The sequence below is a fragment of the Pedobacter aquatilis genome, assembly GCF_030409415.1.
Classification (GTDB): Bacteria; Bacteroidota; Bacteroidia; order Sphingobacteriales; family Sphingobacteriaceae; genus Pedobacter; species Pedobacter aquatilis.
Window position 1 is genome coordinate 1 of record NZ_JAUFPW010000031.1, and the last position, 18,237, is coordinate 18,237.

General features: G+C 36.3%; 16 protein-coding genes. 9 read left to right on the top strand and 7 right to left on the bottom strand.

Going from position 1 to position 18,237, the window contains the following annotated elements:
- Nucleotides 1–307: 307 nt before the first annotated feature.
- Entirely contained in the window at nucleotides 308–1,039 is a 732-nt protein-coding gene (locus QWY86_RS13340) for a class I SAM-dependent methyltransferase (RefSeq protein WP_290242827.1), read from the bottom strand.
- Nucleotides 1,040–1,179: 140 nt separating this feature from the next.
- Here QWY86_RS13340 and QWY86_RS13345 point away from each other — a divergent pair, with 140 nt between their 5' ends.
- The 5 genes from QWY86_RS13345 to QWY86_RS13365 all read left to right on the top strand — a co-directional run bounded on the left by QWY86_RS13345 (nucleotide 1,180) and on the right by QWY86_RS13365 (nucleotide 6,956).
- Nucleotides 1,180–2,487 (top strand): MFS transporter, encoded by a 1,308-nt coding sequence (locus tag QWY86_RS13345; RefSeq protein WP_290242828.1) that lies wholly within the window; start codon nucleotides 1,180–1,182, stop codon nucleotides 2,485–2,487.
- Between the two features lie 103 nt (nucleotides 2,488–2,590).
- Nucleotides 2,591–3,871, top strand: coding sequence for a replication-associated recombination protein A (locus QWY86_RS13350; protein ID WP_290242829.1), 1,281 nt, complete (start codon nucleotides 2,591–2,593; stop codon nucleotides 3,869–3,871).
- A 65-nt stretch (nucleotides 3,872–3,936) separates the two neighbouring features.
- The gene (locus QWY86_RS13355) at nucleotides 3,937–5,409 is read left to right on the top strand and encodes a DUF5687 family protein (RefSeq protein WP_290242830.1); all 1,473 of its coding nucleotides are present in this window, start codon (nucleotides 3,937–3,939) and stop codon (nucleotides 5,407–5,409) included.
- Between the two features lie 2 nt (nucleotides 5,410–5,411).
- The gene (locus QWY86_RS13360; protein ID WP_290242831.1) at nucleotides 5,412–6,104 is read left to right on the top strand and encodes an ABC transporter ATP-binding protein; all 693 of its coding nucleotides are present in this window, start codon (nucleotides 5,412–5,414) and stop codon (nucleotides 6,102–6,104) included.
- 174 nt (nucleotides 6,105–6,278) lie between these two features.
- Nucleotides 6,279–6,956: a YiaD family glycine zipper/OmpA-like lipoprotein gene (locus tag QWY86_RS13365; RefSeq protein WP_290242832.1), complete on the top strand. Its 678-nt coding sequence runs from the start codon at nucleotides 6,279–6,281 to the stop codon at nucleotides 6,954–6,956.
- Between the two features lie 794 nt (nucleotides 6,957–7,750).
- Here QWY86_RS13365 and QWY86_RS13370 read toward each other — a convergent pair.
- The 3 genes from QWY86_RS13370 to hutU are packed head-to-tail and all read right to left on the bottom strand — an operon-like array spanning nucleotide 7,751 to nucleotide 10,474.
- The gene (locus QWY86_RS13370; protein WP_290242833.1) at nucleotides 7,751–8,326 is read right to left on the bottom strand and encodes a TlpA family protein disulfide reductase; all 576 of its coding nucleotides are present in this window, start codon (nucleotides 8,324–8,326) and stop codon (nucleotides 7,751–7,753) included.
- Nucleotides 8,323–8,769 (bottom strand): hypothetical protein, encoded by a 447-nt coding sequence (locus QWY86_RS13375; protein ID WP_290242834.1) that lies wholly within the window; start codon nucleotides 8,767–8,769, stop codon nucleotides 8,323–8,325. Before QWY86_RS13375 ends, QWY86_RS13370 begins: the two co-directional genes overlap by 4 nt.
- A gap of 4 nt (nucleotides 8,770–8,773) precedes the next feature.
- Nucleotides 8,774–10,474, bottom strand: a complete 1,701-nt coding sequence (gene hutU / locus QWY86_RS13380) for a urocanate hydratase (RefSeq protein WP_290242835.1) — start codon at nucleotides 10,472–10,474, stop codon at nucleotides 8,774–8,776.
- 491 nt (nucleotides 10,475–10,965) lie between these two features.
- Between hutU and QWY86_RS13385 the strand changes: the two genes are divergently transcribed.
- Nucleotides 10,966–13,281, top strand: a complete 2,316-nt coding sequence (locus tag QWY86_RS13385) for a TonB-dependent receptor (RefSeq protein WP_290242836.1) — start codon at nucleotides 10,966–10,968, stop codon at nucleotides 13,279–13,281.
- 161 nt (nucleotides 13,282–13,442) lie between these two features.
- Here the strand turns inward: QWY86_RS13385 and namA are convergent, their stop codons facing one another.
- The 3 genes from namA to QWY86_RS13400 form a co-directional block, all read right to left on the bottom strand.
- Nucleotides 13,443–14,522: an NADPH dehydrogenase NamA gene (gene namA / locus QWY86_RS13390; protein ID WP_290242837.1), complete on the bottom strand. Its 1,080-nt coding sequence runs from the start codon at nucleotides 14,520–14,522 to the stop codon at nucleotides 13,443–13,445.
- 107 nt (nucleotides 14,523–14,629) lie between these two features.
- Nucleotides 14,630–15,619 (bottom strand): aldo/keto reductase, encoded by a 990-nt coding sequence (locus QWY86_RS13395; protein ID WP_290242838.1) that lies wholly within the window; start codon nucleotides 15,617–15,619, stop codon nucleotides 14,630–14,632.
- A gap of 1 nt (nucleotide 15,620) precedes the next feature.
- Nucleotides 15,621–16,016 carry a DoxX family protein gene (locus tag QWY86_RS13400; protein ID WP_290242839.1) on the bottom strand — a complete coding sequence of 132 codons (396 nt, stop codon included), beginning with the start codon at nucleotides 16,014–16,016 and terminating at the stop codon, nucleotides 15,621–15,623.
- A gap of 179 nt (nucleotides 16,017–16,195) precedes the next feature.
- Between QWY86_RS13400 and QWY86_RS13405 the strand changes: the two genes are divergently transcribed.
- The 3 genes from QWY86_RS13405 to QWY86_RS13415 are packed head-to-tail and all read left to right on the top strand — an operon-like array spanning nucleotide 16,196 to nucleotide 18,237.
- On the top strand, nucleotides 16,196–17,023 hold the full coding sequence (locus QWY86_RS13405; RefSeq protein ID WP_290242840.1) for an ABC transporter ATP-binding protein: 828 nt from the start codon (nucleotides 16,196–16,198) through the stop codon (nucleotides 17,021–17,023).
- Between the two features lie 57 nt (nucleotides 17,024–17,080).
- Nucleotides 17,081–17,845: a hypothetical protein gene (locus QWY86_RS13410; protein WP_290242841.1), complete on the top strand. Its 765-nt coding sequence runs from the start codon at nucleotides 17,081–17,083 to the stop codon at nucleotides 17,843–17,845.
- A gap of 17 nt (nucleotides 17,846–17,862) precedes the next feature.
- Nucleotides 17,863–18,237: a GntR family transcriptional regulator gene (locus QWY86_RS13415; protein ID WP_290242842.1), complete on the top strand. Its 375-nt coding sequence runs from the start codon at nucleotides 17,863–17,865 to the stop codon at nucleotides 18,235–18,237.

An 18,237-nucleotide genomic window follows, 5' to 3' on the forward strand; every position in this document is an offset into this window, starting at 1 on the left:
AAAGCAGGGGTCTGTTACAGGGCTTAGACCTTTATAAGTCTGGATTGCAGTATAGTTCACCCCTGCTTTTAAGGTTTCCGAATCAAAATTATCTCTTTTAAATAATATTGAACAAACCTAAGGGATTGCAGTGAAAAGCCCGTAGGCGAGGTACGAGTGCGGACTTGCAACGTAAAGCGGTACTGAACTAATCGAAGAATTACTACACTAACGTTTTCTAAAAATTTTTGAATGGTTAGTGAGGACATAGGCCAAAACTAAAATTTTTAATTTAGATTGCTTCGTACCTCGCAATGACGGTGTAAAATTACTTCCCAACCCTTAACAAAATCGGAAACCGAACTTCTTTTTCTGCATCGCTGCCCCAAGCCTCCTTAAGTTCGGTAAACATATACTCTAAGGGATTCCTTTCGTTGGCTTTTTTATAATGCTGCAATGCAGACCAGGTATTTAAATATCCTATCAATTGGTTAAAATTCCAGCGGGTTTTAATTTGAAAATGCGGCGCAATAATTTCTTCGAAGGGGAAAGGAATGGTTTTATAACTTTCTTCAATATATCTTCTTTCGGGGTCCCAATATTTGCCTAAAAAATCTTCATAAAGTTTATGTACGGCCTTATCTACCTTTTTATCGATATTCATAATTCCATAGCCAATTACCGCTAAAATGCCGTCGGGCTTTAAAGTGCGTTTTACTTCATGGTAAAAAGCATCAAAATTAAACCAATGTATTGCCTGTGCAACGGTTATCAAATCGAAACTTTCATCATCAACATTTGCCTTATCTGATGATTCTACCTGATAAACAATATTTGGCAGTTTTAAGGCTTGCTCAATTTGCTTTTTGCTGATATCTGTTGCGTAAACACCATCAAAATGCAAAGCCAATTCTCTGGCAACCTGTCCGTTTCCAGTTGCACAATCCCATGCCGCTTTTTTGTTTTTTACTAAAGATAAAATATAATCGTACAATTCTTTTGGGTAAGTTGGGCGATAAATTGCATATTCTGCAGCTTGGGTGGAGAAATTATCTTTCATAACAAAATGATTAATTTTGAATAACAGAATTGGTGATGTTGACGGCAGTATTTGCAAATATATTATTCTACTACTATCTTACCATAAACACGTAATTAATGTATTTGTGTTTAAGACTTACAATTCTAAACCCAAACGAGATGAGCAAAACTTTAAACGATTTTAGCATGGGAGAAATGGATGAAGTGAAATTTAGACTGAAATCTATTTTTGGTGGCTCGGTTGGTAATTTGGTAGAATGGTACGATTGGTATACTTATTCTGCTTTTGCGCTCTATTTTTCGCCTGCGTTTTTTCCAAATAGCAACCCAACCGCACAACTTTTAAATAGCGCAGGCATTTTTGCCGTAGGCTTTTTAATGCGCCCCATTGGTGGTTGGCTTTTTGGAAGCATTGCCGATAAATATGGCAGGAAGAAATCGATGGCAATTTCCGTTTTAATTATGGCTATTGGCTCGCTGATTATCGGATTAACGCCAGGCTATAAACAAATCGGAATTGCGGCACCGTTATTATTAGTCTTTGCCCGGCTGATTCAAGGACTGAGTACAGGTGGAGAATACGGAACATCTGCAACTTATCTAAGCGAAATGGCAGCGAAGAAACATCGTGGGTTTTACTCTAGCTTTCAGTATGTAACTTTAATTGGCGGACAATTACTGGCTTTGGGTATTCAGTTGATTTTACAAAACTGGTTGCTTAGTCCGGCAGAATTACAAGCCTGGGGTTGGCGCATTCCATTCTTTATTGGCGCTATACTTTCTTTCATCGCACTATATTTAAGGCGACACATTGCCGAAACATCAGCTTTTAAAAGTAAATCTGCCGAGGATAAAAAGGGCGGATTAGCGGTTCTAATGAAATATCCGAAAGAAGTTTTAACTGTTGTTGGTTTAACTTTAGGTGGTACAATTGCATTTTACACCTTTAGTACATACATGCAAAAATTTCTCGTGAATACGGTTCACTTAAGTAAAGAAACCTCAACATCATTATCATTTTTATCGTTATTGGTTTTTGCTATAATTCAACCGTTGTTCGGATTATTGTCTGATAAAATCGGGCGAAAACCATTATTAATTAGCTTCGGGATTTTGGGTACTTTGTTAACCTATCCAATTTTAACAGCAATAACAAAAGAGAACAACACAACAGTTATTTTTCTATTAATGATTGCGGCTTTAATCATCGTTAGTGGCTATACAAGCATCAATGCCGTGGTTAAGGCAGAATTGTTTCCAGCAGAAATCCGAGCCTTAGGAGTTGGTTTACCTTACGCTTTAACCGTTGCAATTTTTGGTGGAACGGCGGAGTATTTTGCCCTTTGGTTTAAAAACATCGGACACGAAAATTATTTTTTTGGGTACGTAACGGGCTGCATTTTAATCTCTTTAATTCTGTACACGACGATGAAAGATACCAAGCATCACTCAAAAATTGAAGATTAACAAGTTTTATAAATCAATCAAATTATAGGATTGTTACAGTTTTTTAGCTAAAATTTATAGCAAAATATCCGCAAGCAAAAATCATTTTCATATATTTACCAATATGCAAAATTTGCCACCTTTAGCCGAACGTATGCGCCCTCAAAACCTTAACGAATATGTTGGGCAGCAACATCTGGTTGGAGAAAATGCAGTTTTACGCAAAGCGATAGAAAGCAATCAGCTCCCCTCAATGATTTTCTGGGGACCTCCAGGCGTAGGTAAAACCACACTTGCATACATTATCTCTCAAGCTTTAGACAGGCCATTTTTTAACCTTAGTGCCATAAATAGTGGCGTTAAAGATATCCGAGAAGTTATTGATAGGGCAGCTCAACTAAAGGATAGCTTTTTAGGTCTACCAATTTTATTTATTGACGAGATTCATCGTTTCAGTAAGTCACAACAAGATAGTTTGCTTGGCGCAGTTGAACGAGGTTTAGTTACGCTTATTGGCGCTACTACCGAAAATCCGTCATTCGAAGTAATTTCAGCTTTACTTTCGCGATGCCAGGTTTACATCTTAAAGTCATTAACAGAGGAAGAATTAGCCGGTTTATTACAAACAGCCATTGAAAAAGATACTCTTCTCGCTCAAAAAAAAATAACGATAAAAGAGCATGAAGCCTTAATTCGCTTATCCGGTGGTGATGCCAGAAAACTTCTAAACGTTTTAGAAATTGCCATAAACGGGATTGGCGGTGATGAAATTACCCTAACAAACGAAAATGTACTTGCCCACGCCCAACAAAATTTAGCTTTATACGATAAGGCAGGCGAACAGCATTACGATATTATTTCAGCTTTTATAAAATCAATCCGCGGCAGCGACCCGAATGCAGCCGTTTATTGGTTAGCCAGGATGATTGAAGGCGGCGAAGACCCATTATTTATTGCAAGGCGATTACTTATTTTATCTTCTGAAGATATAGGCAATGCAAACCCGAATGCTTTATTGCTCGCTAATAATTGTTTTACTGCTGTAAATGTGATTGGCTATCCAGAAGCTCGGATAATTTTATCACAATGTGTAACCTATCTTGCAAGTTCTGTGAAAAGTAATGCATCGTATATGGCTATAAACCATGCACAAACATTAGTTAAGCAAACCGGAAATCTCCCGGTTCCATTACACATTCGTAACGCACCAACCAAGTTGATGAAAAACATCGGGTACGGAAAGGATTACAAATATTCGCACAGCTATGATGGAAATTTCGAAACACAGGAATATTTCCCCGATGAATTAAGTGGCACTAAACTTTATGACCCGGGTAAAAATCCGGCAGAAGAAAAACTTAGAGAAAAATTAAAGCAAAACTGGAAAGATAAATACAATTATTAGCTGTAACATTTAACGGTTATTGCGTACTAATATATAGAACTATTGCAAACTAATATCTAAACTATATGCTGAATACTTTTTTAAGCCATCAATGGAAATCATTTTGGCGTTCGCGGAACCGAGGCAGCAGTATTGCAGGTCAAATTGTTTTGGGCTTTTTTATGCTGTATTTTTTAGCTGTCGCAGTTGGCGTTGGCTTTGGAATGACTATTTTTTTACCAAAAATTTTTAAGGGTGTAAATGTTTTTACCAGCTTCAACGGCTTAATTCTTTATTATTTTGCTTTTGATTTTATAATGCGTTTGCAGTTACAAGAATTGCCAACATTAAGTATAATCCCCTATTTACATTTAAGAATTTCCAGAAGCAAAATCATCAGTTTTCTAAACTTAAAGGCGCTGTTTTCTGCTTTTAATTTGTGGCCGCTTTTTATATTTCTTCCGTTCGTATTTTTAAAGGTTGGCACAACTTACGGTGTTTTCGTTACTTTAATGTATGTGATTAGCATCTTTTCAATAACAGTATTTAATAACTACCTGGCACTTTACATTAAACGCAAATCGATAAGCAATGTGCTATATACACTTGTTGGCCTAGTTATTTTTGCCACTTTTGCCGCCTTGGAATACTACAAAGTGATTTCTGTGATGGCTGCATCTGATTATGTTTTTAAAGCAGTTGCAGCAAAACCATTTATCGGCTTTGCCTTTACCTTAGCTGCTGTTGCTATATTCTACATCAATTCAAATTTTCTTCGCAAAAACTTGTACACTGAAGAATTAAGCAGTAAACAAGAGAAAAAAGCAAGTACAGATTATGCTTTCTTAAACAGGTTTGGTCGTGTTGGTGAATTGGCCGCTTTAGAATTGAAATTAATTCTCCGACATAAAAGACCTCGTTCATCGGTTATTATGGGCTTCTTTTTTCTTTTTTACGGATTTATCTTTTACAAAGAAAAAGCCATTGATAGAGATGCTTTCGGTCAGATGATGTTTGGTGCCATTTTTATGACGGGCATATCCATCATCATTTACGGCCAATTCATGTTTGCATGGCAAAGTGCCCATTTTGATGGAATATTGGCTAATAAAATTAATTTTAAAGATTACATCAGAGCAAAGTTTTTACTTTTCACCATTGGCTGTACAATTATTACTTTATTGGCAAGCTTTTATGGTTTCTTAAGTCCGAAGCTATTGTTGCTACACGTAGCAGCCTATTTATACAATATTGGATTTGGCACCGTGGTAGTTTTATATTTGGCAACTTTAAACTATAAACGCCTGGATATTACAAAAGCAGCAAGCTTTAATTATCAAGGTACAGGCGCAACGCAATGGCTACTGATGTTTCCTTACGCATTAACTCCAATTTTAATTTATGTTCCTTTCGGGATGTTGGATAAACCTTATTGGGGTTTAATTGCAGTTTCTGTTTTCGGACTTGCCATGTTATTAATGCGTGGTTTTTGGGTAAACTACATTGCTAAAAGATTAGAATTACAACGTTATAAAATAGCCGAAGGCTTTAGAGAATAATTATGATACTAGAAGTTAAGAATTTACAAAAAGTTTATGGCGATAAAACCGTTGTAAACATTCAGGATTTAAATATCGAAGCCGGCGAAACCGTAGGTTTAGTAGGAAATAACGGTGCCGGTAAAACAACCTTTTTCCGTATGCTTTTAGATTTAATTCGACCAACTAGCGGCGAAGTATTATCTAAAGGAGCAAACGTAATGCAAAATGATAATTGGAAAAATTATACCGCTTCATTTTTAGATGAAGGTTTTCTAATAGATTACCTCACGCCTGAAGAATATTTCATTTTTATTGGCAGTCTACACAATTTAAGCGTTGCTGATGTTTCTGCATACCTTACACAATACGGGGAATTTTTTAATGGTGAGATTTTAAATAGTGGCAAATATATCCGCGATTTTAGTAAAGGAAACCAGGTTAAAGTTGGCATTGCAGCAGCATTGATGCAAAAACCAGAAATATTAATTTTGGATGAGCCTTTTGCAAACCTCGACCCAACAACTCAAATCCGTTTAAAAAATTTGCTTAAACTACAAGCTGGAAGCATGACGACATTTATTTCAAGTCACGATTTAAATCACGTAACAGATGTCTGCAATCGCATAATTCTTGTGGAAAAAGGCATTGTTATCAAAGATTTTAAAACAGATGAAAACACTTTGAAAGAGCTAGAAAGTTATTTCTCTGCTTAAATTTGTACTAATAATGATACATAAGGGAGTGTTCAACAGTTGAACACTCCTTTTTTTGCATAGTTAATTATTCTTAAAAGCTCTATAACGGTAAAAACGAAATAAATATCTGCTTAGATTTTTTTTGGCATTGTGTTTGAATAATGCAATTCAGAATTATAAATCAACATTATTATGAATATTTCAAAAGTAAGAATAGCAACATTAAGTATAGGGTTAGCAGTGGGTTCAATGGCATTGCAAAGTTGTGATAGTTTAACTAAAACACAAAAAGGTGCAGGTATTGGTGCAGCAGCTGGTGGCGTAGTTGGGGCTTTAATTGGTAAAAAAGCTGGTAATACTGCTGTGGGTGCTTTAATTGGTGGTGCTATTGGTGGTACAGCAGGTGCCTTTATCGGTCGTCGAATGGATAGACAAGCAGCTGAAATTCAAAAGGCAATTCCTAATGCAGAAGTTATTCGTGAGGGAGAAGGTATTATTGTAAAATTTGATAGTGGTATTTTATTCGATTTTGATAAAACTGCTTTAAAAGATGCAGCAAAAACAAACGTTCAAAGTTTAGCCGCTTCATTAAATCAATATCCTGATACAGATATTAAAGTAATCGGCCATACAGATAGTCGTGGAACGGAGCAGTATAACCAAGGTTTATCTGAGAGAAGAGCAGCAGCTGTAAAAGCTTATGCAGTTTCTCAAGGTGTGCCTTCATCAAGATTGGTAACTATTGGTAAAGGTTTTGCAGAGCCAATTGCAGATAACGAAACTGATGCTGGCCGTGCGGCTAACCGTCGTGTAGAGATTGTTATTGTTGCAAATGATGCATTAAAAAGCACAGCACAAAAACAAGGATAATAAAAAATTCCCTCTACCTATGAGGTCATTATATATCCAATCCCGATGCTAAAACATCGGGATTTTTTTTTGTTTACTAATTTAGTAGTAGACACTTACCCTTGAAAGGCGGCACACTACGTGTAACTATTTTGGTATGAAATCCGTTATTACGAGGCACAAAGAAATCTCTTAACAATTCTAAAAGGATCTTGCAAAGATTGCTTGATATTTAGCAATGACGAAAAGTGATATTTGTAGCGCAGAAATTGTAATGCTTAGCTTAGATTCTCACCCGCCAATGCTACAATCTTTTGGCTCGGTAAACTTACGAAGTCTATTAATCATCAATATACAGAAACTTCGTAAGTTTCCGCACGAAAGATTTGCCAAAAGTATTTCCGCGAATGTCGGGGCTATTTAACTCATTGCATTCATTATCGGTGGGTTTTCCTTGCACAAACCCCGTTAATTAAATAAAAACAACCCCCAACCTCCCGAATGATTGGGGCAAAGACTCCTTGAAAATAAAGAGGGAAGCTATACAATTGCAAATATAAAGTAGCCAATAAATTTGAAATGGGTTGAAGGCATAACTTTAAAACATCAAATACAGTATATACTAACAAGCACAACTCCCCCCTAATTTAGGAGGAGCAAGGGTGGGTATCTTCCCTTACTAAGAATTACGAAAGAAGTTGTTTAAACCCGATAGAAGCAAATAGCCCGGAGTTGAGGAACGAAACGAGGACTATAGGTGATAGCGGGACTGAAAGCCGAGAGACGCAGAAACGCTGCTTTTCGAAAAAATAAAACTATTTAGATTGCTGTTTTAATTCATTCAAAAATGAGACAAACTTTTTATCACCGTAATTTGCAATACCTTCATGCCTAAAAGATAACCGACCTTGTTTATCAAAAATTACAGTGGTTGGCAACGAACCTGAAAAAATTTGCTGTGGTATTTCACTTTCCGATTTGTAAAGTGGCAATTCATATTTTCTATCAGTCATAAATTTCTGCGATTTGGGCAAATCACTATCTGCATCTACAAATAGAAAAACCAATTCTTTATCATTTTTAAACTGATTGTATAGTTTATTAATTGAAGGCATTTCTGCCCGACAAGGAGGACACCAGGTTGCCCAAAAGTTTATAAAAATCACTTTGCCTTTTAAATCATTTAAATCAACTTTTTCACCTTTGACATTACTGAAATTTATTCCGGAAAGATCCATTTCTACAGGAGCAGTATTTTCAATTTTTGGCGAATAAAGTCCAATTTCCATCAAGCCTTTTATCAAAAAAGCTTTAGCATCAGGCACAAAAATTACAAGTAAAAGGAAAGCAATTAGTAAGATGTTTACTATATTTTTCTTAATGAATATCATGAGTTTCGATCTATATTATTTTTCTCATTTTTAAAAGCAATAAATACAAACCAAAGATTTACAATTGGTATGGCTAAAATTTTTCCCGGCAATAAAAGAACTTGACTATATATTAAAAATCGGTTAATATCATCGGTATAGCGAAACGGATTATCTATAAAACCTAAAAAACCCATATTATCTAAGTTGGGTTTTGGATAAATGTAATATGATAAGGATAAATAAATAATTATTAAGCCTGTAATGAGCATTGCATTAGATAATTCATAATCGTGAAACCGATTAAACGGGCCAAGGTAAATAACAAACCCAACGAAAAGAAGTGAAGTTAAACCAGCAACGAGAATCCAAATTCGTGGCCAGTTTAACCTGTGATGACCAGTTTCAAAATCGCCGGTTGGTCCAGGATTATTTACTTCGAATAACCATTCAAATACCGACATATAACTATTTTTTTAATCCTAACCTAAAGTTTCTGGCGGTGTCTTTTGCAATATCATAACCTGCATCTGCATGGCGAATAACGCCCATTGCGGGGTCGTTATGTAAAACACGTTTAAGTCTTTTTTCGGCCTCCTGAGTACCATCAGCAACAATTACCATACCGGCATGTATCGAATAACCGATGCCGACACCTCCACCATGATGTAAGGAAACCCAACTTGCACCGCCTGCTGTATTGATTAATGCATTCAAAATTGGCCAATCTGCAACTGCATCAGAGCCATCTAGCATGGCTTCAGTTTCTCTATTCGGTGAAGCAACCGAACCGGTATCTAAATGGTCTCTTCCAATAACAATGGGTGCTTTAACTTTCCCATCGGCTACAAGTTTGTTAAAAGCCAAACCTGCTTTTTCTCTTTCGCCCTGACCCAGCCAGCAAATGCGTGCTGGTAAGCCTTGAAAAGCAATGCGTTCTTGTGCCATTTTTATCCATCTGTACAAACTTTCGTTTTCAGGGAAAAGCTCCAATATTAATTTATCAGTTTCATAAATATCTTGTGGGTCGCCACTTAATGCCGCCCACCGAAATGGTCCCTTTCCCTCGCAAAAAAGCGGACGAATATAAGCCGGTACAAAACCTGGAAAGTCAAAGGCATTTTCTATACCAACTTCTAAAGCACGACCGCGTAAATTGTTTCCATAATCGAAAGTTATAGCGCCTCTTTTTTGCAACTCCAGCATTTGCTTTACATGCTTTGCCATTGTTGCGTAAGATTTTTTTACATATTCATCAGGATTGGTTTTACGTAATTCAGCTGCTTCGCTAACTGTTAAACCATCAGGGAAATAACCAATTAAAGGATCATGAGCAGAAGTTTGATCCGTTAGCGTATCTGGAGTAATGTTTCTATCAATTAGCCTTTGCAAAAGTTCAACTGCGTTACAAACCACACCAATTGAAATCGCTTTTCCGTCTTCCTTATATTTGATTGCTTTATCAATCGCTTCATCAATATCAAAAATAATTTCATCTATGTACCGTGTTTCTAAACGTTTTCTGATTCTCCATTCTTCTACTTCTGCAGCTAAACAAACGCCTTCATTCATTGTAATTGCTAAAGGTTGTGCACCCCCCATTCCGCCCAAACCTGCAGTAACATTTAATTTTCCTTTTAAGCTAGAGTTAAAATGTTTTTTAGCCAGAGCGGCATAGGTTTCATAAGTTCCTTGTACAATACCTTGCGAACCAATGTAAATCCATGAACCGGCCGTCATTTGCCCATACATCATTAAACCTTTATCCTCCAATTCATCAAAATGTTTTTGGGTTGCCCATTTAGGAACCAATTGCGAATTTGAGATTAAAACTCTTGGTGCATCACTATGTGTAGGTAATATGGCTACAGGTTTACCAGATTGGATAAGCAGGGTTTCATCATTCTCCAAATCTTTTAATGCTTTTACAATAAGGCTTAGCGATTCTTTATTTCTGGCCGCCTTACCTCTACCCCCATAAACAATTAAATCTTCTGGGCGTTCGGCAACATCTGGGTCTAAATTATTTAAGAGCATGCGCAATGCAGCTTCTTGTATCCAACCTTTGCAGGTTAATTCTGAACCGTTAGGAGTTTGTTTTTGGCTTAAATTTAAACCGTTGGTTAGGTTAGCAGTCATAATTACTATAAAGGCAATGTTACTTTCCAAAGATATATATTTGCATATGAATTGCTAATTTTGGGGCGTTGAAAAAGCACAGGCAAAATATTAACCATTCGCTATCAGTAATTATGCTGGTGGTTTTTGCTATTGCTTTAACACCGTGGAATATTATTCACCATCACCAACAAATTCCAATTACGGTTAAAGAAGTTAACTGTAAACATGTTAGCCACGTACAGGCACATGCAGATAACTGCTTAATATGTAATGCCAGCTTTGAAAAGAATTATGTGCACACTGCCCATCTTTATAAAATTTATCTTTCAGTTAAAATATTCGGACAAACAGAGCGAACTCTAAAAAGCTTTTATACCGAAATAAAACGGAGTTCTTTACGCGGGCCTCCCACGGCTTAATTTTTTCTGCTGAGGCATTTTTATGCCACCATATTATTTATTTTTTTATTCGGAGATAGAAAGGCACGTCTGTTTTGGTGCTTTATATTTTTCTATCTCTATCATTTTAAAACAACAGACATGAAAAAATTACAGCTTCTTGGCTTCGTAATTCTATATACATTATTTAGCATTAATGCCTTTGCAAATACGCTTGCAGAAATTAAGGGAAAGGTTTCCGATGCAGAAACCAATCAAACATTACCGGGCGCAACTATTTTTATTCCTGATTTAAAAGTTACTGCAGTTACCAATGCAAATGGAGAATTTACTTTAAAAAATCTTCCATCAAGAGGAATTTATCTGGTTGAAGTACATTATTTAGGATACAAAGAACAGGCAAAAACCGTAAATTTTAGCACAACAACTTCTTTAGAATTTGCTTTAAAACCTACAGCAATTGAAACCAGAGAAGTGGTGATTACCGGAACATTGATTAGCAGTACAAGTAAGAGAAATAGTGCTTCATCTGCCGTTGTTGGTAAAGATCAGCTTTTAGCACCTTCAACAAATTTAATTGATGCGTTGGCAAAAGTTCCGGGTGTTTCGCAAATTACTACAGGTCCATCAATCTCTAAACCCGTTATCAGAGGTTTGGGTTACAATAGAATTGTAACCTTAGATGATGGAATTAAACAACAAGGGCAGCAATGGGGCGATGAACACGGAATTGAAATTGACCAGTTTAAGTCGGATAGGGTAGAAATTTTACGTGGTGCAGCATCTTTAATGTATGGTTCTGATGCACTTGGTGGTGTCATCAACTTATTAGAGCCAAGTGCCGCTCCACAAGGACAGGTAAAGGGAGAGTTTGTAACCAATTACTCCACCAATAATGGTTTAACGGCTAATTCATTAATGTTAAACGGCAACCAGAATGGTTTTGTATGGAGAGCAAGGGGAACCTATAAAAATGCGCATTCTTTTAATACGCCAACAGGTTATTTTCCAAATTCTGGTTTTAACGAAACGGATTTAAGCGGAATGATTGGCTTAAATAAAAGCTGGGGTTATACACATTTAAATGTTTCGAGTTTCCGAAATAATATTGGTTTTTTTGAAGGAGAAACAGATGGGAACGGAAATTTTGTAAAGGAAGGTGGTGCTCCATTTTTAGATAGTGATTTTAAAAACAGAACGCTGGATTTCCCCCGACAAGACATCAGACATTTTAAAATTGCGTTGAATAACAACTTCGTTTTAGGCAATGGTAATTTAAAGGCTGATTTCGGTTATCAGCAAAATCAGCGTAGAGAATTGGAAGACGGCCCTGATCCATCCTTATTCTTCGACTTAAAAACTTATAATGCAGATTTAAAATACTATATCCACGAAACAAATGGATGGCAGCCTGTTTTCGGTTTAAGTGCCGATGCCGGTAAAAGTTTAAATAAAGGTGAAGAGTTTTTAGTGCCAGATTATAATACTTACGGAATCGGTGCTTTTGCTTATGCTAAAAGGAACTGGGAAAATAACACATTCAGTATCGGCGCACGTTACGATTTCCGTAAAAATAACGGCAAACAATTAATTGCCGATGGGGAGGAAGTTTTTGCACCTTTTGAAAATAAATTTTCGAATGTTAGCGGTGCCTTAGGTTTTACACACCAGTTTAATGATGAATTAAACTTCAAAGCGAATGCTGGTTCTGCATTTAGAGCGCCAAACCCTGCAGAGCTAGGTTCAAACGGTGTGCATGAAGGAACTTTCAGATATGAAATTGGAAATGCAAACTTAAGGCCGGAGCGTAGTTACCAAGTCGATGCAGCTTTAGAATATGAAGGCAAGATTGTAAGCGCAAGTGCAAGTATTTACAATAATTACGTCCACAATTTTATTTATGCCTCAAATAATGGCGAAACCATTATTGCTGAAGGCGATAATTATCCGGTTTACCGTTACGGACAAGTAAATGCAAATCTTTATGGTGCGGAGGCAACTGTAACCATTCATCCGGTATCTTTCATCCACTTCGAAAATACCGTTGGTTACGTACATGCTCAAAACATATCGCTTAATCGTCCATTAGCATTTATCCCTGCCGGAACACTGAGAAATGAGTTGCGTTTTGAACCAAAAATTAAAGGTACAAATGATGCTTATTTATCGGTGGGCATTAATTCTGCTTTCAGACAAAATCGTGTTGACGAAGTTTTTGAAACCCCAACAAGTGGATACACGTTATTAAATGCCGGAATTGGTGCAACCTTTAACTTAGGTAAACAGCCGCTACGTTTTTCAGTTTCTGCAAACAATTTGCTAAATCAAAGGTATTATGATGCGTTAAGCAGATACAAACCTGGCCGTTTTGATTACGAAAACCCAAATCTTGGTGTTTATAATCCTGGTAGAAATATCACTTTTGGATTGTATGTGCCGTTTACATTGGCAAAATAACGAGGAAGATCATCCCGATTTAACTCAATGAAAACGCTCCCCGACTATTCGGGGAGCGTTTTTGCTTTAAGATTTTAACAATTATTTGCCACGGAAGACACGGAATAAGGAGAATAGCTTGTTCTGTTTCCATTTTTTTGTAGCAATATTTACTTTTAGGTCTACTTCTTAAACGTTTCCCTTTTAGCACGTACATATTGGTTTGGCCACTCAACATCATCGCCCAAAATCTGCGCTGCATGTGTTGGGAAATAGGCATCTCTTAAAGATTCACGGGCGATAAAGATTAAATCTGCCTTTTCTTCTTGCAATATTTCTTCTGCCTGATGCGCATCTACAATAACACCAACTGCACCCGTATAAATACCAATCTCGTTACGGATTTTATCAGCAAAAGGCACCTGATAATTTGGTCCTGCCGGGATAAAGGCATCTGGCACATTGCCGCCCGATGATGTATCAATTAAATCGACACCCCTATCTTTTAAAACCGCAGCAAGTTGCAAGGAATCATTTTCATTCCAGCCGCCCTCTGTCCAGTCTGTAGCAGAAATACGCACAAATATTGGCAAGTCTTCTGGCCACACGGATTGTACCGCTTCTACAACATCAATTACCAAACGGATTCTGTTTTCAAAACTACCGCCATAAACATCGGTACGTTTATTACTTATCGGACTAAAAAATTCGTGCAGCAGATAACCATGCGCCGCATGAACTTCTACAACTTTATAGCCTGCTTCTAATGCTCGTTTTGCTGCAGCTCTAAATGCAAGAACAATATCCTGAATTTCCTTAATATTCAATTCGTGTGGTGGCAATTGACCTGCTTTAAAAGGAATCGGAGATGGGCCAACCGTTTGCCAAGTATTTTCGCCTTCGGCGATTTGTTCTCCCCCATTCCAAGGTAAATCGCAACTTGCTTTTCTTCCGGCATGAGCCAATTGAATACCAGCGATTGCTCCATTTTCGTGTATAAATGAAACAATTTGTTTTAATTTATTGATGTGTTCATCTTTCCAAATGCCTAAATCGGCATGGGTAATTCTACCTTCGGGTACAACAGCCGTAGCTTCCTGGATAATTAATCCAGCACCGCCCACGGCCCTGCTTCCAAGATGTACCAGATGCCAATCATTGGCAAAACCATCAATTGCCGAATATTGGCACATCGGTGAGATTACAATTCTATTTTTTAAGGTGATATCCTTTAACTTTAAAGGAGAAAATAATTTAGACATAATTGTTTAAAGTTTACCGCAAAGAACGCAAAGTTTTACGCAAAGCAAAAGAAGCATTTTGCTTCTGTCTTTTTTCTGTTCGCTTCAATTCTTTGTGATTAATTATTTTAAAATCCTGCGTTTTTAAGTTCTGTATTAATAAACTGAATTTCTTCAGCACTTAATTTTACATTTATTGCTTCTGCATTTTGCTTTGATTGTTGAGCATTTCTTGCACCGGCCAATGCAATGGTTATGCCTGGGCGCTCAACTGTCCAACGTAAAACCAACTGAGACAAAGTAGCATTTTTTTCATCAGCCAAAGGCTTAATTTTTGCAAGAAATGCATTTGTTTTTTCGATACTTTCTGGAGTAAAAAACGGATTCCCCTGGCGATGGTCGCCTGCTTCAAATTTATGGTTTGCAGATAATTTTCCGGTTAGCAAACCTCGTTCCATCGGGCTATAGGCTAAAACGGCCTTATTATTCTCGATACAAAATGGAACGGTTTCATCTTCGACCCCACGATTTACCATGCTGAACGGAATCTGATTTGAGACAATTTCTAAAGTTTTATCAGCCTCTTTTAATTGCTCCACGTTGTAATTACAAACCCCTGCATAACGTACTTTTCCTTGTTCGATTAATCGGCTAACGGCCTCGAAAGTTTCGTTAATTGGAGTTGTTTTATCCGGCCAATGGATTTGATACAAATCGATATAATCAGTTCCTAATCTTTTTAGAGATTGCTCACATTCATAAATGATGCTTTCCTTGCCTGCATATTTATAAATATCGATTTCTTGACCAGAATTATCTTTACTCTTGAAACCAAAATCGCCCTTGGCTAAATCCCAACGCATACCAAATTTGGTCACAATTTGCAATTTATCTCTTGAAATTCCCTTGATCGCATCACCAACAATTTCTTCACTGTCTCCCTGACCGTAAATCGGAGCGGTATCAATTGAGGTTACACCTAAATCATATGAAGCTTTAATGGCTTCAATTGCATCATTTCTGTCTGTACTTCCCCACATCCAACCACCGGCTGCCCAAGCACCGAATGTAATTACCGAAAGTTCTAAATCCGAATTTCCAATTCTTCTGTATTCCATATTATTTCTTTAAAATTTTATCAACCGCATAGCTATTATGCGGAAGGTATGTTAGTAACACTGATAAAAATGCGACATGAATAAGTTGAGATGGCAAAGCATCCCAGTTTTCTATCATAGTTGTACCAAATATTAGAGCCAGAGAAATAGCTCCAGCAAGTAATAATCCCTGACGCGTCCACAATCCAACTAAAATCATTAAGCCCGCAGCAAATTCTAAAATTGGTAGCGCATAACTAAAAGGGAGAACTATGGTATCTGGTAGAAATGACTTTGAGAACTGCTCCATCATCCACTTGCTAAATACTTCGAGCTTTGGTAAGCGAATTAAACCGTGTCCGAAAAAACTTAAACCAATTGCCAATCTGCTAATCAGATATGCCCATTTTGTATCCATAGAAACATATTATCATATAAACATACAATTGGCAATCCCTAGATGTTTGATTGAAACAAAGATTAAACCCATATTTTACACAAACTTTATAAAGCTCAATTTTAAAAAAGATTAAAAATAATTTGGTGATTTAAAACTAACACCATACATTAGTGTATTATTTAACTAATACAGTAGATATGATTAAAATTAACAATCTAAATTTTGGTTACAGCAAGCATAAACCATTATTTAAAAATATGAGCATGCAATTAAGTAATGGCCATATTTACGGTTTGCTTGGAAAAAATGGTGCAGGTAAATCAACTTTGTTAAAAAACCTGGCTGGTTTGGTTTATGCACAAAGTGGAACACTAGATGTTATGGGATTTAACCCGGCAAAGCGTGAGCCACAACTTTTGGAGCAAATATGTTTTATTCCAGAAGAACTATACTTACCAGGTGTTAAAATTGATGCCTATTTAAAGGCTAATGCGCCCTTTTACAAAAACTTCAATTACAATTATTTCGATTCGCTGATTAAAGAGTTTGATATCCCGGCAGGAAACAAGCTGATTAACATGAGTTACGGGCAAAAAAAGAAATTCATTATTGCATTTGGTTTGGCAACACAAGCAAAGCTGATTATAATGGATGAACCCACAAACGGACTAGATATTCCATCGAAAGCACAATTCAGGAAAATAATGGCTTCCGCTTTAACAGATGACAAATGCATCATCATTTCAACACATCAGGTAAGGGATTTGGATAATCTTATTGATACGGTAATTATGTTAGACGACAACGATGTAGCATTAATGGCATCTGTAGAAGAAATTACCGAGAAATTAACCTTTAAAAAAGTTAAGGAAGTTGATGATAGCATTTTTTATGCAGAACCATCATTATCAGGCTTTAATGCCGTAATGCCAAATTATCATAATGAGGACAGCAGACTAGATATGGAGCTGCTGTTTAATGCAATCCTTGCAGAAAAAACAAAATTTAAACCATTATTTAACTAAGCGATGAACAATACATTTAACATAACCCGATTCGGGCTTTTACTGAAAAGACAATGGTTGGATTTTGGTAAAATATATTTGATAGGTCTGGTGGTAATTGTTGGAGTAATTATAGGCTTTTACGCATGGTATGCTCCTTCACCTTTAAGATTTAATAATTATGATAATGATGGTAATCTTGATATGAGATTTAGATATGGCTTATTCTTAATATTAGGCTTTCTTTTTATAAGTGTAGTTGCGAGCAGCTATTTTGCTTTGTTTGGACAAAAAGCGAGAGCAATTCTGGAGCTCATGAATCCAGCATCTTTATTTGAAAAATTTTTAGGGGGTGTTTTTTACACGGCAATCCTTAGTCTTGCAACTTATTTAATTTTATTTTTCTTAGTTGACTTATCTTTTGTAAAATATATTAATGCAAATCTTAGTGATTTTAAAATTGACCAAGGAAAAATCTCGTCACTAAAACCTGTCGAAAGCATTGCTACACAATTATTTACTGATGCAAACTACAGAAAGTTTTTATTTAGTTTTATATCTGTTCCGTTTCTTGTTACCAGTGTGTTTTTACTTGGTTCAATCTATTTTAACAGATTTCATTACATAAAAACAGCCATCTCAGTTATGATTTTTATTGGCGCAGCAAGTTATGTTATCTCCGAATCAGCACACTTTCTAAAACGTAATATGATAAGTATAAATCATAGTGTTCATCAGAATAAAGAAGACTCAGCATTTTTGTTAATTTTCTTGATAACAACAGCCTTAACATTAATCATTTGGGCAATTGTTTATATCCGCCTTAAAGAAAAAGAAGTTTAATTTTTAATTGCTACAACATGGAATTTAGAGATAATAAGGCAATATACCTTCAAATAGCAGATTATGTTTGCGAACACATTTTGCTAGAGAAATGGAAAGCCGATGAAAAAGTACCTTCGGTAAGGGAGTTGGCTGTAGAAATGGAAGTAAACCCAAATACAGTTATGAGAACTTACGAACTACTTCAAAATAAAGGCATAATTAACAATAAAAGAGGCATTGGTTTTTTTATTGATGAACATGCAATTGATAATGTAAAAAGTTACAGAAAAATACAGTTTATAGATGATGAACTACCAGTAGTTTTTAGAAATATCTATTTACTAAATATTGGTTTTGATGAATTGCAAGCCAAATATGAATCATTTGTTAAGGAAAATTTTAACGCTTAA